Source organism: Paraeggerthella sp. Marseille-Q4926 (genome assembly GCF_916618935.1).
Taxonomy (GTDB): Bacteria; Actinomycetota; Coriobacteriia; order Coriobacteriales; family Eggerthellaceae; genus Paraeggerthella; species Paraeggerthella hominis.
Genome location: NZ_CAKAKF010000003.1, coordinates 595,007 through 617,893 on the forward strand (window position 1 = coordinate 595,007; position 22,887 = coordinate 617,893).

20 protein-coding genes are annotated in these 22,887 nt (G+C 64.1%); 9 read left to right on the forward strand and 11 right to left on the reverse strand.

What is annotated here, in order from left to right; genetic code table 11:
- Nucleotides 1-225: 225 nt before the first annotated feature.
- From LG373_RS07885 to LG373_RS07895, 3 genes are all read left to right on the forward strand, one after another.
- Nucleotides 226-1,647: an amidophosphoribosyltransferase gene (locus LG373_RS07885; RefSeq protein WP_216529611.1), complete on the forward strand. Its 1,422-nt coding sequence runs from the start codon at nucleotides 226-228 to the stop codon at nucleotides 1,645-1,647.
- Nucleotides 1,648-1,808: 161 nt separating this feature from the next.
- The gene (locus tag LG373_RS07890; RefSeq protein ID WP_216529610.1) at nucleotides 1,809-2,171 is read left to right on the forward strand and encodes a hypothetical protein; all 363 of its coding nucleotides are present in this window, start codon (nucleotides 1,809-1,811) and stop codon (nucleotides 2,169-2,171) included.
- A gap of 17 nt (nucleotides 2,172-2,188) precedes the next feature.
- Nucleotides 2,189-2,767 (forward strand): hypothetical protein, encoded by a 579-nt coding sequence (locus LG373_RS07895; RefSeq protein ID WP_181792605.1) that lies wholly within the window; start codon nucleotides 2,189-2,191, stop codon nucleotides 2,765-2,767.
- On the opposite strand, the gene LG373_RS07900 is transcribed toward LG373_RS07895, so the two are convergent.
- The 5 genes from LG373_RS07900 to LG373_RS07920 all read right to left on the reverse strand — a co-directional run bounded on the left by LG373_RS07900 (nucleotide 2,734) and on the right by LG373_RS07920 (nucleotide 10,909).
- Entirely contained in the window at nucleotides 2,734-3,717 is a 984-nt protein-coding gene (locus LG373_RS07900) for a YafY family protein (protein ID WP_216529609.1), read from the reverse strand. The genes LG373_RS07895 and LG373_RS07900 overlap by 34 nt on opposite strands.
- 123 nt (nucleotides 3,718-3,840) lie before the next feature.
- Entirely contained in the window at nucleotides 3,841-4,830 is a 990-nt protein-coding gene (locus tag LG373_RS07905; protein WP_216529608.1) for a diaminopimelate dehydrogenase, read from the reverse strand.
- Nucleotides 4,831-5,195: 365 nt separating this feature from the next.
- Nucleotides 5,196-7,907 carry a formate dehydrogenase subunit alpha gene (gene fdhF / locus LG373_RS07910; RefSeq protein ID WP_225749476.1) on the reverse strand — a complete coding sequence of 904 codons (2,712 nt, stop codon included), beginning with the start codon at nucleotides 7,905-7,907 and terminating at the stop codon, nucleotides 5,196-5,198.
- The gene (locus tag LG373_RS07915; RefSeq protein WP_370632888.1) at nucleotides 7,900-9,744 is read right to left on the reverse strand and encodes an NAD(P)-binding protein; all 1,845 of its coding nucleotides are present in this window, start codon (nucleotides 9,742-9,744) and stop codon (nucleotides 7,900-7,902) included. Before LG373_RS07915 ends, fdhF begins: the two co-directional genes overlap by 8 nt.
- Nucleotides 9,745-9,928: 184 nt before the next feature.
- Entirely contained in the window at nucleotides 9,929-10,909 is a 981-nt protein-coding gene (locus LG373_RS07920; RefSeq protein WP_225749478.1) for a C-terminal binding protein, read from the reverse strand.
- A 94-nt stretch (nucleotides 10,910-11,003) separates the two neighbouring features.
- Between LG373_RS07920 and LG373_RS07925 the strand changes: the two genes are divergently transcribed.
- Nucleotides 11,004-11,963 (forward strand): L-lactate dehydrogenase, encoded by a 960-nt coding sequence (locus LG373_RS07925; protein ID WP_114567500.1) that lies wholly within the window; start codon nucleotides 11,004-11,006, stop codon nucleotides 11,961-11,963.
- Between the two features lie 66 nt (nucleotides 11,964-12,029).
- On the opposite strand, the gene LG373_RS07930 is transcribed toward LG373_RS07925, so the two are convergent.
- Complete coding sequence (locus LG373_RS07930) at nucleotides 12,030-12,866, reverse strand: RNA methyltransferase (RefSeq protein WP_225749479.1); 837 nt, start codon at nucleotides 12,864-12,866, stop codon at nucleotides 12,030-12,032.
- Nucleotides 12,867-13,018: 152 nt separating this feature from the next.
- Between LG373_RS07930 and LG373_RS07935 the strand changes: the two genes are divergently transcribed.
- Complete coding sequence (locus tag LG373_RS07935; RefSeq protein WP_225749480.1) at nucleotides 13,019-13,600, forward strand: hypothetical protein; 582 nt, start codon at nucleotides 13,019-13,021, stop codon at nucleotides 13,598-13,600.
- An 82-nt stretch (nucleotides 13,601-13,682) separates the two neighbouring features.
- Here LG373_RS07935 and LG373_RS07940 read toward each other — a convergent pair whose 3' ends face one another.
- The 3 genes from LG373_RS07940 to LG373_RS07950 are packed head-to-tail and all read right to left on the reverse strand — an operon-like array spanning nucleotide 13,683 to nucleotide 15,899.
- Entirely contained in the window at nucleotides 13,683-14,333 is a 651-nt protein-coding gene (locus tag LG373_RS07940; RefSeq protein WP_216529601.1) for a LysE/ArgO family amino acid transporter, read from the reverse strand.
- 4 nt (nucleotides 14,334-14,337) lie between these two features.
- Complete coding sequence (gene qatD / locus LG373_RS07945) at nucleotides 14,338-15,168, reverse strand: Qat anti-phage system TatD family nuclease QatD (RefSeq protein ID WP_225749481.1); 831 nt, start codon at nucleotides 15,166-15,168, stop codon at nucleotides 14,338-14,340.
- Nucleotides 15,165-15,899, reverse strand: a complete 735-nt coding sequence (locus tag LG373_RS07950) for a ThiF family adenylyltransferase (RefSeq protein ID WP_225749482.1) — start codon at nucleotides 15,897-15,899, stop codon at nucleotides 15,165-15,167. Before LG373_RS07950 ends, qatD begins: the two co-directional genes overlap by 4 nt.
- Nucleotides 15,900-16,293: 394 nt before the next feature.
- Here LG373_RS07950 and LG373_RS07955 point away from each other — a divergent pair, with 394 nt between their 5' ends.
- Entirely contained in the window at nucleotides 16,294-17,769 is a 1,476-nt protein-coding gene (locus LG373_RS07955; RefSeq protein WP_225749483.1) for an ATP-binding cassette domain-containing protein, read from the forward strand.
- Nucleotides 17,770-17,889: 120 nt separating this feature from the next.
- Nucleotides 17,890-18,504 carry a helix-turn-helix domain-containing protein gene (locus tag LG373_RS07960; protein ID WP_114567505.1) on the forward strand — a complete coding sequence of 205 codons (615 nt, stop codon included), beginning with the start codon at nucleotides 17,890-17,892 and terminating at the stop codon, nucleotides 18,502-18,504.
- Here the strand turns inward: LG373_RS07960 and LG373_RS07965 are convergent.
- Nucleotides 18,488-19,558 carry a hypothetical protein gene (locus tag LG373_RS07965; protein ID WP_225749484.1) on the reverse strand — a complete coding sequence of 357 codons (1,071 nt, stop codon included), beginning with the start codon at nucleotides 19,556-19,558 and terminating at the stop codon, nucleotides 18,488-18,490. The genes LG373_RS07960 and LG373_RS07965 overlap by 17 nt on opposite strands.
- 179 nt (nucleotides 19,559-19,737) lie before the next feature.
- On the opposite strand from LG373_RS07965, the gene LG373_RS07970 reads away from it, so the two are divergent.
- Nucleotides 19,738-21,387, forward strand: coding sequence for an FAD-binding protein (locus tag LG373_RS07970; protein WP_225749485.1), 1,650 nt, complete (start codon nucleotides 19,738-19,740; stop codon nucleotides 21,385-21,387).
- 7 nt (nucleotides 21,388-21,394) lie between these two features.
- Here LG373_RS07970 and LG373_RS07975 read toward each other — a convergent pair whose 3' ends face one another.
- On the reverse strand, nucleotides 21,395-21,817 hold the full coding sequence (locus tag LG373_RS07975) for an Rrf2 family transcriptional regulator (protein WP_216529595.1): 423 nt from the start codon (nucleotides 21,815-21,817) through the stop codon (nucleotides 21,395-21,397).
- 236 nt (nucleotides 21,818-22,053) lie between these two features.
- Between LG373_RS07975 and sufC the strand changes: the two genes are divergently transcribed.
- Nucleotides 22,054-22,881 carry a Fe-S cluster assembly ATPase SufC gene (sufC, locus tag LG373_RS07980; RefSeq protein WP_216529594.1) on the forward strand — a complete coding sequence of 276 codons (828 nt, stop codon included), beginning with the start codon at nucleotides 22,054-22,056 and terminating at the stop codon, nucleotides 22,879-22,881.
- Nucleotides 22,882-22,887 lie beyond the last annotated feature (6 nt).

Here is a 22,887-nt window from a genome sequence, read left to right on the forward strand (position 1 = left end):
CCCAGCTGCGCCCAACGCCGCCAGCTCGAAAGAGCGAAACGCCCGCCCCTTCGACCCTGCACGCAACTTTGGGCACGGCTTCGCAAAGTCGACGGCGCCGCCGCTGCCCGCGCTTCTCGTGCAGAAACCGCGGATCGTCCCACGACCTCGGCCTTGCAAGGCTTCAGGAGCTTTATACTGATGCTTTTGCAGGACGAGGCGGCAGGGCAAGACGAAAGGTACATAATGGGCGGATTCTTCGGGGCTGCATCACATCATGATGTGGTGCTGGACGTGTTTTTTGGCGTGGACTACCACTCTCACTTGGGAACGCGGCGCGCAGGCATGATTTTCCACGACGACGAGGGCTTCCAGCGCGAAATCCATTCGATCGAGAACACGCCGTTCCGTACGCGCTTCGAAGACGACCTTCCCGGATTCCACGGATGCAGCGGCATCGGCTGCATCAGCGACACCGATCCGCAGCCGCTTCTGGTGCGATCGCATCTGGGCACCTTCGGCATCACCACCGTAGGCGCCATCAACAATGCCGAACAGCTGGTGGAATCCTACTTCACCGACGGCAACCGCCAGTTCATGGCCATGAGCTCCGGCGCCGTCAACACCACCGAGCTGGTGGCTGCGCTCATCAACCAGAAAGACGACTTCGTCTCGGGCATCAAGCATGCCCAGGATGCGATCGAAGGATCGCTCACCTTGCTGATCATGACCGAGGACGGCCGCATCATCGCGGCGCGCGACAAGATGGGGCGCCTCCCCGTGCTCATCGGCAAGAACGACGACGGGTTCTGCATCTCGTTCGAGTCGTTTGCGTACCACAAGCTGGGCTACGACGACGAGTACGAGCTGGGTCCCGGTGAAATCGTGCGCATCGACGCCGACGGATACCAGACCATTGCCCCCGCAGGCGACAAGATGAAGATCTGCGCATTTCTGTGGGTGTACTACGGCTACCCCAACTCGAATTACGAAGGCGTGAACGTCGAGGTCATGCGCTACCGCAACGGTGCCGTCATGGCGCGCAACGAAGCCGCTGCCGGTACCCTGCCCGACCTGGACTACGTGGCGGGCGTGCCCGATTCCGGCGTACCGCACGCCATCGGATACGCAACGGAATGCAAGACGCCGTTCGCCCGCCCGTTCATCAAGTACACGCCCACGTGGGCGCGTTCGTTCATGCCCAGCAACCAAGAGGTTCGCAACCGCGTGGCCAAAATGAAGCAGATCCACATCCCCGAGCTCATCCGCGACAAAAAGCTGCTGTTCGTAGACGACTCCATCGTGCGCGGCACCCAGCTGCACGAAACGGTGGACTTCCTGTACGAATGCGGCGCGTCCGAGGTGCACATGCGCTCGGCTTGCCCGCCCATCATGTTCAGCTGCAAATACCTGAGCTTCTCAAGCAGCAAGTCCGAGATGGATCTGATCGCGCGCCGCGTAGTGCAGCAGCTCGAAGGCGACGAGGGTCAGGAGCACCTGGAGGAATACGCCGACAGCTCCACCGAGCGCGGCCAGTGCATGCTGCACGCAATCTGCGAGCAGATGGGCTTCGATTCGCTGGGCTACCAGTCGCTTGACGGCATGCTGGAAGCCATCGGCATCGATCGTGACCAGGTATGCACCTACTGCTGGAACGGCAAGGAATAGCCTTTCCCGACAACGCTTGCTCGACGAAAAGAACCGCTTCGGCGGTTCTTTTTTCATTCTCCCATTTTATTCAACAATTGTACCAATAGTGGTACTCATAACTCACCCCTTCTCCGGTACACTGCGCAGCATACTCGCCAGATCCAAAGCAAGGAGGCCCCATGAGCACCGCAGCCATCGCAACCCGGCATATCGATACCGACCATTCCTCCCGCACAACCGCGCACGCCTCGCACGCGCAGACCTCAGCAGCGAACCCGGAAATCCGCGCGATAGCCGGCGGCCTCTACCCTGGCCGCAAGCAAGCGCTTCACGCGCGAAACCAGCACAACGTCGCAGAGCATGAGCCTTCGAGCGAGTGCTTCGATCGACGCAGGGCCGCTCGAAACGACACCGCAGCGAAGCCGCGCCTCCTTCAGGGAATGCAAGGCGTCAGCTACAACCTGTCGTCAGGCGAGCGCGTCATGGCGGCAAGCGCGGGAATCCTGTTTTCCCTGGCGGCAATCGCAGCCATGATGCTCTAAAGGAAGGGGGGGATACCGTGAAGGACGCTTTAACACCGTTGCGATCGCAGTCTCGACCATCGCTTCGCCCGGCCTCCGCAGATGCGGCGGCCGTCTTCGCAAGCCTGTACCGACGCTGGAGCGGCGATGCTCGTCGCCTCTCGCGCGAAAGCATGCAGGCTGTCCGCAGCGCAACGGGATCGCGCATCATCGACGTGCTTTCCATATGGGACGAACGGGAAGCATGCTGGCTGGCCGACGCACCCACCATGATCAGGCTCGACACTTGCGACATCACCGCATTCGCCATGCACAGCCCGCTCATAGCCATCCACCGCGGCCACGTCGAGACCGACTCCCCCATTGCAACCTTCGGGTCGCGCAGCAGCCCAGAAAACAGTTCGCACGCATCGCAGCCCTTCTTCTGGAGAAGCGTTCGGCCCTGCTCCTACGCATTAGGGCGCACGGTGGAGCGATTCGCGTTCGAAACCGACGGAAGAAAACGCCTCCTGGCCCTTGAAGCCCATCTGGACGACGGAGGATGGCTGCGCATGAGCAGTTTCGGCATCGACTCCGAGCGATCCTATTCGTATGCGTCGAGGATGTTCTTCAAGTAATCGCGATACGCATTCGCAAGCGCCGCGGGCTTTTCGATGCGCACCCGACTGCCGAACTGGGCTACCCAACCGAAAAACGCCGGACTCTCGACAACGGCCACGTGCACATGCGCATGCTCCTCCCCCGCCGATGTGACGGGAACGTCTTCGCCGAATCGGTCGATCACGCCGCCCATGGCTTCGCCGGATACCAAAAGCGTTGCGGAAACCGGCTCGCCTCCGTACATGCCGAACGCGCGCTGCTCCAGCTTCCCCGCATCGAACGTGGCAATGCGGTCGTTGCGCGAAGCAGGCTCGTCAAGCAGGGCGATATGCTCCATGCGGTCCACTCGGTAATGAGGGAACCCGTCGTGCTTCTCGTTGTATGCCACCAGGTAGTAATAGCCGTCTGCGTACACCAGCTGCACGGGAGTTTCCTCGTAGCGCCGACCGTTGCGCTGCCGAACCCGACGCTTTTGCGCATCGTATTTGAAATAGAGAAACGACACTCTGCAACGCTGCGCCATAGCGCGCTGAAGCTGATCCACGTTGGCCAGCACCGACTCGTTCTGCATCTTGATGCGACCCTCAACATGCAAACGCCTGGTCAGAAGCGCCCGCTGGCGCTCGGGAGCCAGCCGCTTCACGCTGCGAACCAGCTTGTCGCTCATGCGCTGCGTCAGGAAGCGCGAGCTTTGCACTGCGTCCACCAACAACGCAAGCTCCGAAAGCGTGAAATCTCGCGAAGCCAACGCGTACTCGACCGGGGCGCAACGCCGCGTGCGTATATCCATGCCGAAAGCGCGCAACGCCTCGATGTCGCGGTATACCGACTTGCGTTCGGCCGAAACACCGAGCGCCCCTAGCCGCTCGAGGATCTCGGCCATAGTAAGGCCGCGCTCGTCATCGGTTTCATCTTGAAGCATCTTCATGAGATGCAGCAGCTTCAGCTTCTGGCGGTTGACGGCCATGCACGCTCCTTTTTCAGCCACGTCTTCAAACCCCAGTATACAAGCGCGCCCCAAAACTATCGCAAAAAAGGCCCTGCCGCTTTGAATAAACGGCAGGGCCTTTCCATGCATAACGTTTAACGGCTACAGCATTTCAGCGCGCAGCTCCTCGCCGCTTTTGGAGGACAGGTACGCCGGAGCGATGTCGAACATCGTCTTGCAGCCCATCTGGCCCTCGCGGCTCAGGCGATGCGCCGCACGAGCGCACGCCGTAAGCACGCTGCCCGTAAACTCGGGGTTAGAATCCAGCTTCAGCGAGAACTCGACCACATGACGATGCTCGCCGTTTTCGCCGGTCAAGCCCGAACGAATCACCGAACCGCCATGGGGAATGCCCGCATGGTCGCGATCAAGCTCTTCCTGCGAGATAAACGTGACCGTAGTGTCGTAGTCGGCAAAGTAGTTCGGCATTTCAACGATGGCCTTTTCGATGGCCGTCAGATCGGCGCCCTCCTCGGCCACCACGAAGCACTCGCGCGTATGCTTCTCGCGCGTGGTCAACTGAGGATTCCGACCAGCCCGAACGGACTCGAGCGCCGCAGGAACGGGAACCGTGTACTGACGAGCGTCGGCCACGCCCTCGATGCGACGAATCGCATCGCTGTGACCCTGGGAAACGCCGCGACCCCAGAACGTGTAATCGGCGCCTTCGGGCAGAATGCAGTTCGCGTACAGGCGCGCAAGCGAGAACATGCCCGGATCCCAGCCGGCGGAAATGACGGCGACCTTGCCGCCTTCCTTTGCCGCTGCGTCCACGTTCGCAAAATGCGCGGGTATGTTCGCGTGCGTGTCGAAGGAGTCCACCACATTGAACAACCCGGCGTACGCCGGCGTCTGCTCGGGCAGATCGCGCGCGCTGCCACCGCACAGGATAAGGACGTCCACGTCGTCCGCATGCGCCGCCAAGTCGTCGGCAGAGTACACCGAAACGCCCTCGGTCAAAGGCTTCACGGAAGCAGGGTCGCGTCGAGTGAATAGAGCGACCAGCTCAAGATCATCGTTTTGACGGCAGGAAAGCTCCACGCCCCTGCCCAGATTGCCGTACCCCAAAATGCCGATGCGCGTTTTCGTCATATGCTGCTCCTTGTACTCGTTTGCACCCATGCATTGAATGTATAGGTTAATGATGGACGACCACGACCAACGTCGTCAACGAACGCGATGCGACTTCAAGAAAGCCCCATCGTGCTGAAACGAATTGGAAACCTTATCAGAATGAATGTACCGCACGACCGTCGTGCGAGCCAAAAGGCCGGCGCGTGGGCGCAAATCGGCACCCGTGACAGCACCCGCCCCGCATACAGCCCCCTAGAGCCGCACGCCTGCCGCATCCTAAGATGCGGCAGGCGTTTTGTCGGCGATCTCTCCGAAAGCACGCTTTCAGCACCCGGCGCATTGCCATAGGCGCCGGGTTGTTCCCACGCGCCGCTCGTCCGCTTCTACGCCTTCTCCACCCGAATGGCGCATACCTTGTACTCAGGCGCCTTCGACACGCGGTCGAGCGCGGCGATGGTCAGCCAGTTGCTGTTGCCGTCCTGGAAATGGAACGGCATCCACGTTTCGCCCGGGTTGGTCTTGCCCGACACGCGCGCCGTCGTCTCGATCTGGCCACGACGCGACGACACGCGCACACGATCCCCGTCGGACACGCCCAAAGCCGCCGCATCGCATTCGTGCAACTCGATGAACGAACGATCCGCAACCTCGTTCACGCCCCGCGCGCGAGCGGTCATCGCGCAGGCGTTGTACTGGTACAGGATGCGCCCGGTGGTGAGCATGAGCGGATACTCCGCATCGGGCAGCTCCACCGAAGGCTGATAGCTTGGCGTAGAGAACGACCCCACGCCCTGCGAAAACTCGCTCACATGCAGGATGGGCGTACCCGGGTGCTCCTCGTTCGGGCACGGCCATTGCAAACCGCGCCCGGCAACGCCGTCGCCGTCAAGGCGCTTATGGCTCACGCCGCCGTAGGTGGGCGTGACGGACGCCACCTCGTCCATGATCTCGGCCGGCGTCAGGCAAGGCTGGGCATACCCCATCCGATTCATGACCTCGGTGAATATCTCGGTGTCCGGACGCGCGCCCGCCAGAACGTCCACCGCCTTGCGCACGCGCTGCACGCGACGCTCGGTATTCGTGAAGGTGCCTTCTTTCTCGGCGTAGCTGCAACCGGGCAGAACCACGTCGGCATACTTCGCCGTCTCGGTCATGAACAGGTCGTCCACCACGAAGAAGTCTAGCGACTCCAGCGCGCGAATTACATGCCCCGTATCGGGATCGGTGCGCACGGGATCCTCACCGAACAAAAACAGCCCCTTGATGCCGCCCTCGATCATGGACGGGAAGCACTCAGTTGCCTTCACGCCGCGCTCGCGCGGCAAGCCGGTTCCCCACGCGCGTTCGAAACGGCGCACCACCTCGGGGTCGGCCACCTTCTGGTATCCCGGCAGGTCGTCGGGTCCGGCGCCCATGTCGCATGCGCCCTGCACGTTGTTCTGGCCGCGCAACGGATTCACGCCGCCGCCGCGCTTGCCCAAGTTACCCGTGATCATAGCGATGTTGGACAGCGCCATCACGCCGTCGGTGCCGGTGGAGTGCTCCGTCACTCCCAGACAGTACACGATGGCAGCCACTCGGGCCTTGCCGTACATCTTGGCCGCAGCCACCAGGTCGCGCTGATCGACGCCGCAGATATCCTCCACGCGCTCCGGCACGTAATCGCGCACCGTCGCGGACATGATCTCCACGCCCTCGGTGCGTTCGTGCACGAAATCCGCATCGTAGAGGCCTTCGCGCAGGATCACGTTCACCATGCAGTTGGCGAAAGCCACGTTAGTGCCCGGGCGCAGCTTCAAGTGAATGTCCGCCTGCGCGGCCAGCCCGATGTCGCGCGGATCCACCACGATCAAACGGCACCCGCGTTCCACCGCAGCGCGTATCTGCATGCCGATGACCGGATGAGCCTCCTCGGGGTTCGACCCCACCAGCATGATCACGTCGGCTTCGTTCACCACGTCTTCAATTGAGTTCGTCATCGCTCCCGAGCCAAGCATGGTTGCCAGACCGGCAACCGTGGGAGCGTGTCAAACACGCGCGCAGCAGTCGACGTTGTTCGTCTGCAGCGCCGTTCGAGCCATCTTCTGGAACAGGTAGATGTCCTCGTTCGTGGAACGCGAACAGGCGAACGCCGCAAGGGAGGCTCCCCCATGCTCGTCGCGCAGCTCCGTGAAGCGACGAGCCACCAGATCAAGCGCGTCATCCCAGGTAGCAGGTTCGAATTCGCCCGTTTCGCGATTCTTGACAAGCGGCGTACGCAAACGATCGGGCGCATCGACGAAGTCGAAGCTGGCCGAGCGTCCCTTCACGCACAGAAGGCCGTTGTTCGAAGGGCCGGGCGCTCCCTCCGCATCCACGATGCGCCCATCCTTCACCACCAGGTCAAGCTGGCATCCCACGCCGCAATGCGGGCACGTGGTGCGCACGCGATTCGTCTCCCACGAGCGGTACGCCGCGCGGCGCTTCTCCGTGAGGGCCCCGGTCGGGCATGCCTGCGCGCACGTGCCGCACGACTCGCAATCGGTCATGCGCCAATCGACCCCGAAAGGCGCCTCGATAACCGTGCGAACCCCGCGCTTTCCCGCCTGCAGCGTATGGTTGCGCGCAGCGCTGTTGCACGCGCCCACGCAACGCTGGCAACGGATGCACAGGTTGGGATCGTATGAAAGAAACGGATTGGCGTCCAGCACGGGCTCGCGCTTCTGCGCAACCTCGAAGGAAGACTCCAGCACGCCGTACTCGCGACAAAGCGCTTGCAGCTCACACGCGCCGTTCTTGTCGCACGAGAAGCAGTAGTGCGTCGAATCAAGCCCATGATCGGCGATGATGAGATCGAGCGCAACGCGACGGTACGCCTCCACGCGCGGCGAATCCGTGGTCACGACCATGCCGTCTTGCACGGGCGTCGAGCATGCGGGAACCGGATGGTCCAGGCCCTCCACGTCCACCACGCACACGCGGCACGACGAAACGGCTCCCGACCTCTTCAAATAGCACAGCGTGGGAATGCGCACGCCCGCCTCGCGCGCGGCGTCCAGCACGGTCGCCCCCTCGCGCGCCTGCACAGCGCTCCCATTGATCGTGATGCTAGGCATACTGAACCCGGCCCCCTTCCAACGTTCCCGGTCCGAAGCAATCGCAGCGCAGGCAGCGCCCGCACTCCTGCACGGCTTCTTCGCGGCTCATCTCAATCTCGACGCCCTGGAAATCGCGCTTGCGCTCGCGAGCCGGACGTTCGGTTATCTCCACGCGCCCCTTAGGCGTGCGGTCGTTCGGGCGCGCAACGGGAACCTCCACGTCGCAGCGCAGTTTATGGCTGTACCCCAAGAACTCGTCGATGTTGCGCGCGGCGACCTTGCCCGCTCCGATGGCGCGAATGGCCGTCGCGGGTCCCGTCTGGCAATCGCCGCCCACGAACACGTTGTCGAAGCCCTCGGCGCGCAAGCGCTCGTCGGCGTTGAAGCAGCCCCGGGTGGTCGTCATGCCGAACTCCTCGAACGGCGCCGACACCACGTTCTGCCCCACCGCAATCAGCACGATATCGGCCTCGATGCGGCGTTCGGGCTTGTCAGCCGCCACAGGGGCAGGTCGGCCGCCGCGCACCGCGCCGATCATCTGCGGTTGGGTGATAAGCGCCGCGCATCGCCCTTCCGCATCCTTCTCGACGGCCACGGGCGCCTCCAGGACGATCATCTCGACGCCTTCGGCGATGGCGCTCTCCACTTCGATAGGCAAAGCGGTCATGTCTTCCTTGCGGCGCCGGTACACCACCGACACGTCGTCGGCGCCTGCGCGAACCGCAGTTCGCGCGCAATCCATGGCCACGTTGCCGCCGCCCACCACGACCACGCTCTTGCCCGAAAAATCAGGGTAGTCGCCGTCGCCGATGCGGCCCAGCATATCGACAGCCGACATCACGCCTTCGGCGTCCGCGCCTTCGATGCGCAGGCTCTTGCCCGTTTGGGCACCGATGGCCACGTACACGGCATGGTAGGTGTCCGCGATCTCGCGCATCTCGGTCAGGCCGATCGCCTCGCCGCAGCGCGCGGTGATGGTGCCGGCGTTCATGATGCCGCGAATATCCTCGTCCAGCCGCTCGCGCGGGAAACGGTACGCAGGGATGCCGTAGCGCAGCATGCCCCCCAGCTGATCGCGCTCCTCGAACACCGTCACGCGATGCCCCATGAGCGCGCAGAAGTACGCGCAGGTCAAACCACTCGGCCCGCCGCCGATAACAGCAACGGTGCGCGCCGTGTCAACGCTGCGCTGCGGCACCGGCACGGTATCGGCGGGCACCTGGTCCACGGCGAACTTCTTGATGCCGCGAATGTTGAGCGGCGCGTCGATGAGCGTGCGCCGGCAGCGCTCCTCGCACGGATGCTCGCACACGAGCGCGCACGCCGTGGGAAACGGGTTGTCCTTGCGCACCATCTGCACGGCACCGGCGTAGTCGCCTTCGGCCACCAGCGCAATGTAGGCGGGCACGTTCACGTGCGCAGGGCAGAGCGTCTCGCAGGGAACCGACTGGCCCACGCCCGCTTGGCAGCAGCCTCGCCCCACGTGGCTTTCGTACTCCTCGGCGAACGCGTCCATGCCCTCGAGCAGCGCATTGGCCGCCTCGTAGCCAATGGCGCAGTCGGCCGTGTCGCGCACCATCTGAGCCAACGCGCGCAGTCGCTCCAACGCCCCGGCGTCGGCGTCGCACGCCACCACGCGCTCGAGCAACGCAGCAAGCTGCGGCAAACCGTCGCGGCACGGGACGCACTTGCCGCAGGTTTGCAGAGCGCCGTCGCGCAGAAGCGACAGCTGGGCGGCAAGCGGGCACATTCCCGGCGGAGCCGTCTCCACCCGTCGTCCGTGCCTGTTCAACTGTTGGGCGATACGCGCGTCGTCTTTCGACTTCGGCGCAATCGATAATGCGGCCACGTTCATCCCCCATGTTCGATGCGGTAGTTCGCTCGGCATACCGTTGCGGCAATGCTCAAAAGTACTCGAATTAGCAGAATACCAGATGGCGCAGGTGCCCACCGACACGAAATCGCCGGAAAGCGGCAGAGGGCCGCTTCGGACGCGGCGCCTTCGAAACGCTGGACGAAACAAGGTTGCGCGAAGCGTTTCACCGTCGCCGATCTTGCGCGAGCACTTCAGGGTTCAGGCAGTCGGCGGGACGACGGCCCAGCACCACGTCGATCGCGCTGCGCATGGTGCGCGTGCGCAGTTCAAGCCCCGATTCCTCGGACCAGTACGCCGCATGCGACGTGAGCACGGTGTGAGGAGCGCGCAGCAGCGGATGGTCGAAGTCGACGGGTTCGCCCTCGTACACGTCAACGCCCGCGCCCCACAGCTTCCCCGATTCGAGCGCCGCCGCCAAGGCCGCAGTGTCCACCACCGCCCCGCGCGCCGTGTTCACCAGCACGGACCCTTCCTTCATGAGCGCCAGGCGATCCTCGTCCAGCAGGTGGTGCGTCTCGGGCGCGAGCGCCACATGCAGGCTGACCACGTCCGCGCAGCCCAACAGCTCGTCAAGCGACAGGATATCGTAGCCTTCCGGCGTGCGTCGGCCCGGCACCAACGAGCGCGACCAGCACACCACGCGAAAACCCAGCCCTGCGGCCTTGCGCGCAACGGCGCGGCCGATATCGCCCATCCCCACCACGCCGAACACCCGCCCGTACGCCTGCCCCATGGGCCGGCGGCGCGCATAGTCCCACACGCCTGCGCGCATGTCGGTATCGATCTCGTTCAAACGCCTCAGCACGCACAGCGCCAACGCGATCGCATGGTCCGAGACGACCTCGGTTCCGTACCCCGGGGCAGTGCACACCGCAACGCCGTGATCCGTGGCGGCTTCCACGTCGATGTCGTCGTAGCCCACGCCGGTACGGCTGACCACCCGCAACCGAGGAAGCGCCTCGAACGCCGCGCGCGGCAACGCGCTGTACGAAGTGACCATTCCGTCGGCATCGGCCGCAAGTCGAACCAAGTCATCCAAGCCGCGCGAATCGAAACAGGCGAAATCCACGCCCGCATCGCGCGCCATGCGCTCTTCGAAGTCCATGTTCTCGAAATCGCTGTCGACCATAACGATCTTGGGCATACTCCGTCCTTCCTTGACGTGCAGTCTTGACGAACGCAATCGGTTCCAGTAGGGTCGCGTAAACCATAGAATCGTGCTTGGGAAAGGTCATAGTATGAAAAAATCGGTCGACGGCCGCAAGGTCGCCATCATCGGATGCGGATTCGTGGGGTCGGCCACGGCTTTCACGCTGATGCAAAGCGGCCTGTTCTCGGAAATGGTGCTGGTCGACGTCGACCGCAACCGAGCCGAGGGCGAAGCGCTCGACATCAGCCACGGCATGCCTTTCGCCAGCCCCATGAACATCTACGCCGGCGACTACGACGACCTTGCCGATGCAGCCATCATCGTGGTCACGGCCGGAGCGAACCAGCAGCCTGGCGAAACGAGGCTCGACCTGGTGCACAAGAACGTGGGAATCTTCAAGTCCATCATTCCCGAAATCGCGAAGCGAGACTTCGGCGGCATCCTGCTGGTGGTATCGAACCCGGTGGACATCCTCACCTACGTGGCCTTGAAGCTTTCGGGGCTTCCCGAGGATCGCGTGATAGGATCCGGCACGGTGCTCGACACCGCGCGCTTCAAGAACATCCTGGGCGAGCACTTGGGCGTGGACCCGCGCAACGTGCACGCCCGCATCATCGGCGAACACGGCGACAGCGAGATTGCCGTTTGGAGCTTGGCGAACGTCTCGGGCATTCCCGTCAACGACTTCTGCGAGATGCGCGGCCATTTCGAGCACGAGGAATCCATGCAGCGCATCGCCGAAGACGTGAAGAACAGCGCGTACGAGATCATCGCGAAGAAGAAGGCCACGTACTACGGCATCGCCATGGCGGTCAAGCGCATCTGCGAGGCCATCGTGCGCGACGAAAAGCCCATCTTGCCCGTGTCGAACTACCAAAACGGCGGAGAGTACGGCTTGGAAGACGTGGTTTTGAGCTTGCCCGCCGTCGTAGGCAAAGGCGGCATCGAGTACCGCGTGCCCGCGCCCATCAGCCACGACGAACTTGCCGCCCTGCAAGCATCCGCCGCCAAGCTGAAGGAAGTCATCGCAGAGCTGGATCTGGATTAGAACAGCAGGGGCAAGCGCGGTCGAAGCCGCTCCGTCCTCGACCGCGCTTGCCTTACAGCCTTGCCCCTATCGCCACTTCGTGCGCAGCTCCCAAAAGGCAACGGCACTCGCGGCAGCCACGTTCAGGGAATCCACGTCGTGGTCCATGGGGATCTTCACCGTGTAGTCGCATGCCGCCACAGTGGACGGCGCAAGGCCGTCGCCTTCGGTTCCCAGCACCAGAGCTAGCTTCTCGCATGCGCGCAAGCGCGCGTCGTGCAGCGGGATCGAATCGTTGGAAAGCGCCAGCGCAGCAGCCTTGAATCCCAGATCATGCAGCAAGGCCACGCCTTCGACGGCCCATTCGCGCACGCCGCCGATGCGCGTCCACGGCACCTGGAACACCGTGCCCATGGACACACGGGCGGCACGACGGTACAGCGGGTCGTGGCACGAAGGCGTGATCAGCACCGCATCGATGCCGAGCGCAGCGGCGGAGCGAAACACGGCGCCGATGTTCGTGTAGTTCGTGATGTCCTCCAGCACCGCAACGCGGCGCGCATCGGCCAGCAGATCCTCCACCGACGGAAGCGGCGGACGTTCGAACGCCGCCAACGCCCCGCGCGTCACCTGGTAGCCGGTCAACGCGTGAAACTGCTCGCGCGTTGCCACGAACGCCGGAAGTTCGGGATCGATCCGCAGCAGCCGATCGATCAGCGGCATCGTCTGGTCGAGCCAGCATTCTTCCACGAACAGCGAAACCGGACGCGCCCCGGCGGCGAGCGCGCGCTCGATAACCTTGCGCGACTCCCCTATGAACAGGCCGCTTGCAAAGTCCGGACAATCCCGCAACTGCGCGTCGGTCATGCCGGAATACACCGCCAAGCGCGCGTCGTCCAAACCTTCCAAATGAATCAGCGGCATAGCTTCCCCTTTCAGTCGGCGAACATGGTACCACGCGAACGGAAGCGTCGAGCGTATGACGAATCCGCCCCATTGCAGACGCGCAGCCGCTCGCCGGTCGGCGATGCTCTATACTTTTCGCATGTAACGGGCACGGATTCAAAGGGGGCCTTATGGCCGCAACCGTCAAAACGCTTTTGGAACACCACGGCGAGCTGTACTGGGGCACGCGCCAAGCAAATCCGGGATACCACTACGGGCTGTCGCTCGATATCGGGGAAAACGGCGTTGCCGCGCAGGTGGTCTACGTGATGAGCGATCTCGATGAAAACGACAGCCCCGTCGTCACGCCCGAGATGCTCATGTCGTGCTATACCGTGGCCGACCTGGAAGCCAACGGCATCGTCCCGAGCGACCTCATGGACGAAGAAGACAACGACTCCGTCAAAGGCTGGTACTGCATCGAAGAGTCGTTCTTCCCCGAAAACCAGGTTGAAGCGCTGCAGGAGAGCAACGCTCAGCTTGACGGCTACCTGGACATCGTGCTGGACATCATGCTCATTTCGCCCGAAGAGGTAGCGGCGGGCATGCCGTCGCTCGACGGCATCTCGTTTTTCGACCTTCTGAGCGAGCTTGAGGGAATCGCGGAGCGCATCGATTCCGGCGCGCTGGCGAAACCGCTGCCGTTCGGCTTCCGCCTTGTCGGCGACGCGCTGTTCGGCTGGGAATTCGCCGACGAAGAGGACTGGCGCTAACGCACAGGCAACGTGATCCCCGCAAAGGCGCGCCCTGCGCGGGGATCTTCGCAAAAAGCACCGGGGAGCGCGATCGAAACGCTTAGGCGCCCAGGCCGAAGAACGCGGCAACAAGACGCATGCCGTACAGCACCACGACTATCCCGCAAACCACATTCACCACGCGCAGCATGCCGTCGCTGAACCGGCTGCCCAACGCGTTCACGGCAAGGGCGATCCCCTGAAACCACACGAGCGACGCCGAGCACGCTCCAACCACGAACGCAACGCCTTCCGCACCGACGAACGTCGCGCGAAAGGCGCCCAGCATCAAGGCGCCGTCGATGAGCGCTTGCGGATTGCACCAGGTAACCACGAACGCCGCCGAAACGATCGACGCGAAGCCGGCTTCGCGTCCGAAGCGCGGAGCTTTTCTCGAAGCACCGGAAGCCGCTTGTGCGGCGGGATCTTCGCGCTTCGCCGCGATGAGACGAACGCCTATCACAACCACCAGAAGGCCGCCGACCAGCTGAATTGCACGAGACAGGCCGGGCACTGCATCCATAAGCAAGCCGATACCGAAAAAACTCGCGAGCGTCAACGTCATGTCGAACAGCGTAACCGCAAGCGAAGTCGCAAGGGCGCGCCGTCGAGTGCCGGAAACCGCCGCATTGATCACGAACAGGTTCTGCATTCCAATTGGCGCCAAATACGCCAAGCCCATCGCAAAGCCCTGCAGCAAGACGGCAACCATGGCCCTATCCTTCCAGCCTGGAATCGTCTTCGAGCAACAACGCGCTGGTAGCGGCAATCCGCATACCCAGATCAGCAGCCGATTCGTCACGCAAACCCGCCAGATCGACCAGCGCGCGTTCAAGAAGCCCTCTCCACGCACCGGCTTCAAGGGACGCCCCCGGCGCAGAGGGCTCGTCGGTTTCCAGCAACAAACGCTCGCGGGGCACGGCCTGCGCATAGGCGCGCCCGCGCTTCGTGGCCAGCATGCGCGGGCCTACCGAAAAGAAGCAGCCGAGCCGTATCGCGCGCTGCAGATCATCGGACGAGCCCGGGAACCAATGGAACACGCATGCACTACCCTCTGTCGCGCGATGCCGTTCGAGCGCATCGAGGACCGCGCCCGCCGCGCGCACCGCATGAAGCGTTAGCACCTTGCCGCCCAGGTTGGCGCATGCAGAGACCACGCGATCGAACGCGCGCTCCTGCGCCTCGCGCGACGCACCGTGCCTTGCACCAAAGTCCAGTCCGATCTCGCCGACGAATCGGGTCGATCCCACCAGATGCTCGAACCGCTCCAGCGCCCGGTTCGCGCCGTCCGACTCGCCTTCGGCCACCCACCAGGGATGCAGGCCCAAGGCCACGCGCACGTTGCCGCACGCTGCCAACTCCTGCACGGCGCGCTCGTAGCCCTCGGGCGTCACCGTTGCCGAGAAGGCGCTCACGCCAAGCCCATCAAGGCCGGCTGCAAGCGAAGCTGCATTCGGCGCGAAGTCCACATGGCAGTGCATGTCGAAAAGGCGCATCGACGAAACGTCGCTGTCGATCGCCGAAGATGCCGTCCCCAAAATAGTCACCGACCGATTCCCGCCAGCTCGCGAAGCACCTCGCCCGCAATCATCTGCCCCATGATGGGCGGCACGTACGATGCGGTGCCCAGGTTCGATCGCTCGCGCCGCGCAGCTCCTTCGCGCACGGGCACCTCGACCGGCTGCTCGCATGAATACAGCACCCGCAGACTGCGAATGCCGCGCTTGCGACCTTCCTTGCGCATGATGCGGCACAGCGGGCAGTTCACCGTTTCGTACACGTCCGCCGCGCGAAAGCACTCGGGATGCAGCTTGTTCGCCGCTCCCATGCTGCTGATCAGGCGCATGCCCTCACGGTCTGCATATTCAGCAATCGCCAGCTTCGTGGAAATGGTGTCGATCGCGTCCACCACGTAGTCGGCACGCGCGCCGAACTCGCCCAAAAGAGCGGGGACGTTTTCGGCTAGCACGAACGTATCCAGCACCTCTACCTGAGCGTTCGGGTTGATGTCGGCCACCATGGCGCGCACCACCTCCGTCTTCTTGCGCCCGATGGTGCTATGAAACGCAATGGCCTGACGATTGATGTTGCTCGCCTGCACCACATCGTGGTCGACCACGATCAAGCGCCCCACCCCGCCGCGTGCGAGCGCTTCAACGCAGTTCGATCCCACGCCGCCCAAGCCCAGCACCATGACGGTGGAGGCAGCCAGGCGCTCAACGCCTTCGCGGCCCATGATCAATTCGAGTTTCGATACGGCATCGTCTGCAGCGCTCATGGCAATCCTTTCTATCGGCGAACATGGTAGCATTGCGCAACTCCCAAACGAAGCAGAGGACGGAAGCTGGGCGCGAATCAGCGCTTTAGGACCGACGGCCCCGCCATGCGCTCGGGGCGCTTGCTTGCACGCCCGGACGCGTGCTACACTCGCACGGCAACGTTTCGCGGACGCCCCCATGCCAAGCGCCCGCCACTCCAAGGAGAGCGATACATGAAGTTCTAGCGATGCCCCAACCCCGACGTATCCCGGCGCCTGCACGGCGCTCGGCCCTGCGCGGACTCGCATCGCAGATCCATACGCTCGACCCAACGCCCTCACGCCGCTCAGCGCGCCGGCGAACCCCCTACGCGAACATCCGCATGCAGGGCCCCCGAATCCACAGGAGGTCTTCATGGTTCTCACCTTGCACGACATCGGCTACGCCTACCCCGGGTCGCCCGCACCCGCCATCGAACACGTCTCGGCTACGTTCGCCGAAGGTTGGTGCGGCGTCATCGGCGACAACGGCTGCGGCAAGAGCACGCTCGCACGCATCGCATGCGGCCTGATCCAGCCCGACATCGGCAGCGTCTTTCCCCAGCGCACGGCAACGTACTGCCCCCAAGACGCCGTCACCTCGCCCGATCTGCTGTACGACTTCGCATGCGATTTCTCCCGCCACGCAATCGCGCTGCGCGAAAATCTGGGCATTGAAGACGACATGCCCTGGCGCTTCGACGAACTTAGCTTTGGGGAGCGCAAGAAAATCCAAGTGGCCGTGGCGCTTTGGCAAGACCCCGACGTATTGGCGCTCGACGAGCCCACGAACCACGTGGACGCGCCTTGCCGCGCCGCCATTGCGCAAGCGCTCAAGGGCTATCGCGGCATCGGCATCCTCGTATCGCACGATCGCGAGCTACTGAACGCCCTGGTCGAACGCTGCCTCATGTTCGAAGGCGGAACCTGGTCCATGCGCCCGGGAACCTACGACGAAGCGCGCACGCAGCATGAACGCGAGCGCGCCGAAGCCCTGGCCAAGCGGGCAACCGCCAAGCGAGAGGCCGAACGCCTGACAGCCGAAGCGAACGAGCGGGCCCAGCAAGCCGCGCGAACGGCCGCCCGGTTGAGCGCCCGGCACCTGGACAAGCACGATAGCGACGGAAGGGAGAAGCGTCGGCTTGCCGTATACTCCGGGCAGGACGGTAAGACCGGCGCACTCGCGTCGAACATGGACGCACGCGCCGGACGAGCCCGACAGGAAGCGCAGGGCATCCGCACGGCGAAACGCTACAACGGGTCGCTCTGGCTGGAGTCGAAACCCCATCCGCGCGCAACGCTCCTGCTCATGGACGAACACGCCATCCCCTGCGGGCAGGGTCGACTCGAGCTTCCGAAACTCGCCCTCGGAAACACCGATCACATCGGCATTTCCGGACCGAACGGTGCGGGCAAATCGACGCTCGTACGCCACCTGCTCCAACGGCTTCCCAACGACATCGCCGTCCTGACGATCCCGCAGGAAGTGTCGCCCGCCGAAGCAAGGCGCATAGCGAACGACCTGCTTTCAACCGACGAAGCCCGCATGGGACGCCTGCTCTCGATCGTCACCCAGCTCAACTCGAACGCAAAACGCATCCTGGCCGGGAGCGAAGTGAGTCCGGGGGAGCTGCGCAAATTGATGCTGGCCCAAGGCATGCTGGACGAGCCGGCGCTCATCGTGATGGACGAACCCACCAACCACCTGGACCTGCATTCGGCAGAAGCGCTCGAACGCGCGCTTGCGGCTTACCCCGGCGCGCTCGTTGCCGTATCGCACGACCAGGCGTTTCTGAACGCTTGCACCAGCACGCGCTGGCACGTGGAAGGAGGGCGCGTGAGCGTGCGATGATCGAGCCTTTCCCAAGCGCTCCACGAAGCGTAGGTTGCCCGCACGCGAAGGCAGCCCCATAATCGATGCAATCGAAACAGGGTCGTTGCAGACCGCCACAACCACCGAACGGAGCACTTCATGTCCACCTACATTACCGGCGACACCATCCGCAAGCTGCGCGAGCGAAAAGGATGCACGCAGCGCGAGCTTGCCAGCCGCCTCGGCGTCACCGACAAAGCGGTTTCCAAATGGGAAACGGGAAAGGGGCTTCCCGACATCACGCTGGTCGAGCCTTTGAGCGCGGCGCTCGACGTGTCGGTGGCCGAGCTGCTTTCGGGGGAATGCGCCCACAACTCGAATCGCTGCGCCAACATGCTGCGCACGCGGTTCTACGTCTGCCCTCTGTGCGGCAACGTCGTCCATGCAACCGGCGAGGGCGCGTTCAGCTGCTGCGGCATCCTGCTCCCCGCCCTTGACGCCGAAGACGCAGACTCTGCCGACAGCGTCCATCGTCTGGAAATCGACGTGGTGGAACACGACTTCTACGTAACGATGGACCACCCCATGACGAAGCAGCATTTCGTCAGCTTCATCGCCTACGCCACAACGGACCGCCTGCACCTGCGCAAACTGTACCCGGAGCAAAACGCCGAGGCGCGCTTCCCCATCATGGGGTCGGGGACCGTCTACGCTTTTTGCAACCAACACGGCCTGTTCAAAGCGAAAGCCGCACGACCTAAGCCGTCACGCTAGCCGAACCGCCCGACGGTCTCGCAGGCGGTTGCGAGCTCGCCGGGGTGGTCGAACCTGCGGATGATCCCGAGCCGGAACTCGAGCCCGAGCCCGAACCCGCCGCAGAGCCTGAGCCGGACGACCCGGAACCGCCGCCCGGCGTCGTTCCCGATCCCGAACCGCTGCCGCTGCCGGCCGACCCGCCAGCATCGCCGCCGGCGTCCGATCCCGATCCGCCCGACGTCCCCGATTCGGATCCGCCCGCGCCCGACGAACCGGAACCGCCGCTCGCGCCAGAGCCGGCGCCGGAGTCCGAACCGCCGGAAGTCGACCCGCCCGCATTCGACGATCCCTCCTGGGCGTTTGAAGACCCCGATCCCGCCGAGGAACCGCCGTGTCCATCGGAGCTCTGCGAACCGCCGTTCGCCGCCGAACCCGCTGACCCGAACTGACCCTGCCCGCCCGAGGCGCCGCCCACGTCCTGCGGCGCCTCCTGCTTCTGCACCGAAACGAGGGGCTCCGGCCGCGCGCCGAAACCTTCGCCCTGCGTGATCAGGTTGATCGCAAAAGCGGATACCAGCACCGCTACTATTGCGGAAACGGCAGAAACGGCAACGATCCTGCGCTGCGTCCTGCGCTTGCGCTCGCGATTGTCGCGAACCCGCTGCGCCGTCACATCGCCAAGAAGCGCAGCGTCCCCGATCCGAGGCGTGAGCGACCGACGCACGGTGGTCGGCCGCAGCACCGCCGTTTCACCGGCAGGCGGCAAAACGACGGTCGGCGCATCGCCCGAACCGCCATCGGGCACGTAGCCCGGCTCGCCCGGCTTCAACTCGCGCAGCTTTTCGGCCGAGGCGGTAAAGAACTTCTTGTACAGTTGCGACGCCACCGCCGAAACGATGGAGCCCACGCCCACGCCGATCACCGATCCGTAAATGCCTATTTGAGACGCCAGCAGCATGGAAGTAACGGCCGCAAGCGCACCAGCGGCCACCTGCGGCAACGACAGGTCGTCGAACAGCGCGCGCAGCGAACCGCCCCTCCCGGTGTTGTCCTCACGTGCATTCCGTTCCATCGTGCGCCCTCCTCGCGAACCCCAGCGTTCGCCCATTCGTTTTCTCGTCTTCGAACATACCCCACTCATGTCGTATGCTTATGTGGTTCATCTAAACGTTATCTGCAAGCCACAGAACGTCCAATCCTCCACCGCGATGCAGTACCGCGCAGAGCTTGGACGGTCGAAACGAACACGGAATGCGAGGCTCCATGCGCCTGAACCGATCAAAGCACTTCGACGTCTTGGTGGTAGGAAGCGGCATCGCCGGAACCATGGCGGCGCTCTCGGCAGCGCGTGCAGGAGCGCGCACGGCAATCGCCAGCCTGGGACCCCTGTTCTCGGGCTCGAGCTTCTACCCGGGCACCTGGGGCCTGGGGCTCATCGGCCCCGAGTCGCCCTCCGACGAAGCCGACCTTGCGAAGCAGATCCTCGACGTAGGCTGCGGCATGACCGATCCCGCGCTGGTCGCATCGTTCGTCGGCGGCATCTCCAGCGGAATCGAGCAGTTGGAAGCGCTCGGCGTAACGCTCAAGGAGCCAAAGCGAGCGCAGGAGCGCGAGTTCGTCCCCTGCTTCGATCGCAAGCATCGCCTGTGGCGCGGCATCGAGCGCGCGCCCTTCGAACGGGCCGCAGCCGCCGAACTTGCGCGCCTGAACATCGACGTGCTTTCCCCTTGGGAGCTGATCGACCTGGTCATGCAAGAAGGAACCGCCACAGGCGCCGTGCTGTTCGACCATGCGACTCGTTCGTTCGAGCTGGTCGCATGCGGCGCCGTCGTGCTGGCGACGGGAGGCTACGGCGGGCTGTTCGAGCGCCGGCTCACGGCGGACGACGTGCAGGGAACCGCCCAGGCCCTTGCGCTGCGCAGCGGCTGCACGCTCGTCAACCTGGAGTTCATGCAGATGATGCCCGGCCTCGTCCGCCCGAAAAGCGGCATCGTGTTCAACGAGAAGACGTTTCGCTTCGCCCAGCTGCTCGACGCCGAAGGGCGCGACGCGCTGCGCGAGGTCGCAGACGCTCGTTTCGCGCTGGAGGCGCGCTCGGGGCACGGACCCTTCACGGCGCGGCTCGCATCACGCGACGTGGACCTTGCGCTGGCGAACGCAGGTCCGCGCGGGCTGACCGTGCGCTACCGTTTTGACGGCGCTTCCCCGCTGCCCGAGTTCGTGCGCACGTACTTCGACTGGCTGAAGCGGGACAGAGGCATCCAAATCGACGACGAGCTGGTCATCGCTCCGTACGCCCATGCGGCGAACGGCGGCATCCTCATCGACGAGCACGCGGCAACCGGCGTCGACGGGCTTTACGCCTGCGGCGAGGCGACGGGCGGCATGCACGGAGCCGACCGCATCGGCGGCCTCTCAAGCGCGAACGGTATCGTGTTCGGCCTGCGGGCGGGAGCTTCGGCGGCGTCACGAGCCGCAAGGGCGAATGCGCAAAGCAATCGACAGCCGCAAGCTCACGCCGCCTTCGAAGGAATCGGCATCGAGCACGGCTCGGACATCCGGGCGGCGCTGAGGCGCATCATGACCGAAAGCTGCATGATCGTGAGAAGCGAGGACGGCCTGAGCGCGGCTCAGGAAGCCCTGGAGAACCTGGCCGCGCAAACCGAATCCGCGAAACGCCGAACCGAAGACCCGCGCCAGGTTGCGGAAGCGGCGCGCATCACGGCCCAGCTGACGCTTGCGCGATCCATCGTGGAAGCGGCGCGAACGCGCACCGAAAGCCGCGGCGCGCACTATCGCCTCGACTTCCCCGCCTCGGATCCCGCCCAAGCGCGGCCGCTCGCCGTCAGCCTGGGAAGCAACGGCAGCCCCGCGGCGCGACCGTTGCGCCAACGGCGCTGAAGCGGCGCTACGAACGCACCGCCGGGACCACCGCCAGATCGGCCAGCGTCACGCCGTCGACGTAGTCTTCTATCGTCTTGTCCAGGCCCGCCCAAAAGCGGACGGTGGTGCACTCCGACAAGCGCGGACATCGATCGTCGCCGTCAAGGCCCATGCACGCCACCGGAGCCGTGCTGCCTTCCACGGCGCGCAGCACGTCCCCGGCCTTGATGGCGGCGGGGTCGCTGGCCAGCACGTAGCCGCCTCCCTTGCCGCGGACGCTGCGAAGCAGCCCCGCCTGAACGAGCGGGCGGGCAAGCTGCTCAAGGTACTTGAACGAGATATCCTCCCGCTCGGCAACCTCGCGCAGCGCAACTTTCGCGCCGTCGCCCGCCTGGGCTACGTACACCATGAGCCGCAACGCGTAGCGGCCTTTCGTCGATACGAGCATCGAAACTCCTTCTCTCTGCGCCGCGCGAGCTCCGGCGAAATCAGCACGCCGGCCATCTGCCGGGCACCGAACGTTTTGCATAAATTCTATCAACTTTCTAGGATTAATGCTTGACTTTTCACGGTATCGGATTATTTTAATCCTAGCAAAATTATATGATTAACTCACGACGAGAGATTTCGGGCAATGCACCTACCAAAGCATACTATCCGCCCCGAAACGAAAGGAACGTTCGCATGATCGGAGAGAGCACGCTCCTGTCCGTACAGGGGCTCACGGCATCGGCCAACGACAAGACCATCCTGAACGCGGTTGATCTGAACATCGGATCGGGCGAAACCCACGTCATCATGGGTCCGAACGGCGCCGGCAAATCCACGCTCGGACACGTTGTCATGGGCAGCCCCGTCTACACGGTCGAAAGCGGAACGGTGGAATTCGACGGCCAGGACATCACCGACCTCGCCCCGGACAAGCGCTCGCGCGCGGGGCTGTTCCTCAGCTTCCAGGCACCGGTCGAGATTCCGGGCGTCCCCGTTTCCAGCTTCCTGCGCGCCACCACGACAGGCCGCGAAGGATTCGACATGAAGGGCAAGCTGTTCCGCAAGCACGTGCGCGACCTCGCACGCGAGCTGGACATGGATCCCGCCTACCTCGACCGAGAGCTGGGCGTGGGCTTTTCCGGCGGCGAGAAGAAGAAGCTCGAGATGCTGCAGCTTCTGCTGCTGCGACCGAAGCTGGCCATCCTGGACGAAACGGACTCCGGCCTTGACGTCGACGCCCTGGGCGTGGTTTCGCGAGGGATCGATGCGTACCGCCGCTCGTGCGAGGGCACGCTGGCCATCATCACCCACAACACCCGCATTCTGGAGCGATTGGACATCGACCGCGTCCACGTGCTGGTGCGCGGGCGCATCGTCGAAAGCGGAGACGCGTCGCTCATCCGCGAGATCGACTCCCACGGCTTCGAGCGCTTCGAGCTCATGGACCAGGCCAGCGACGCTCCCGCCGACGCGGTGAGCGCCGGTTGCGCCGCACAGCATGGCTGCGCCGCAACCGCGTAGGGAGGA

Excerpts from the sequence above, each read along its gene's own strand:
- LG373_RS07885 (WP_216529611.1), top strand. The coding sequence starts at position 226 with ATGGGCGGATTCTTCGGGGCTGCATCACATCATGATGTGGTGCTGGAC.
- LG373_RS07890 (WP_216529610.1), top strand. The coding sequence starts at position 1,809 with ATGAGCACCGCAGCCATCGCAACCCGGCATATCGATACCGACCATTCC.
- LG373_RS07900 (WP_216529609.1), bottom strand. The coding sequence starts at position 3,717 with ATGGCCGTCAACCGCCAGAAGCTGAAGCTGCTGCATCTCATGAAGATG.
- LG373_RS07905 (WP_216529608.1), bottom strand. The coding sequence starts at position 4,830 with ATGACGAAAACGCGCATCGGCATTTTGGGGTACGGCAATCTGGGCAGG.
- LG373_RS07915 (WP_370632888.1), bottom strand. The coding sequence starts at position 9,744 with ATGAACGTGGCCGCATTATCGATTGCGCCGAAGTCGAAAGACGACGCG.
- LG373_RS07920 (WP_225749478.1), bottom strand. The coding sequence starts at position 10,909 with ATGCCCAAGATCGTTATGGTCGACAGCGATTTCGAGAACATGGACTTC.
- LG373_RS07925 (WP_114567500.1), top strand. The coding sequence starts at position 11,004 with ATGAAAAAATCGGTCGACGGCCGCAAGGTCGCCATCATCGGATGCGGA.
- LG373_RS07930 (WP_225749479.1), bottom strand. The coding sequence starts at position 12,866 with ATGCCGCTGATTCATTTGGAAGGTTTGGACGACGCGCGCTTGGCGGTG.
- LG373_RS07935 (WP_225749480.1), top strand. The coding sequence starts at position 13,019 with ATGGCCGCAACCGTCAAAACGCTTTTGGAACACCACGGCGAGCTGTAC.
- LG373_RS07940 (WP_216529601.1), bottom strand. The coding sequence starts at position 14,333 with ATGGTTGCCGTCTTGCTGCAGGGCTTTGCGATGGGCTTGGCGTATTTG.
- LG373_RS07950 (WP_225749482.1), bottom strand. The coding sequence starts at position 15,899 with ATGAGCGCTGCAGACGATGCCGTATCGAAACTCGAATTGATCATGGGC.
- LG373_RS07955 (WP_225749483.1), top strand. The coding sequence starts at position 16,294 with ATGGTTCTCACCTTGCACGACATCGGCTACGCCTACCCCGGGTCGCCC.
- LG373_RS07960 (WP_114567505.1), top strand. The coding sequence starts at position 17,890 with ATGTCCACCTACATTACCGGCGACACCATCCGCAAGCTGCGCGAGCGA.
- LG373_RS07965 (WP_225749484.1), bottom strand. The coding sequence starts at position 19,558 with ATGGAACGGAATGCACGTGAGGACAACACCGGGAGGGGCGGTTCGCTG.
- LG373_RS07970 (WP_225749485.1), top strand. The coding sequence starts at position 19,738 with ATGCGAGGCTCCATGCGCCTGAACCGATCAAAGCACTTCGACGTCTTG.
- LG373_RS07975 (WP_216529595.1), bottom strand. The coding sequence starts at position 21,817 with ATGCTCGTATCGACGAAAGGCCGCTACGCGTTGCGGCTCATGGTGTAC.
- sufC (WP_216529594.1), top strand. The coding sequence starts at position 22,054 with ATGATCGGAGAGAGCACGCTCCTGTCCGTACAGGGGCTCACGGCATCG.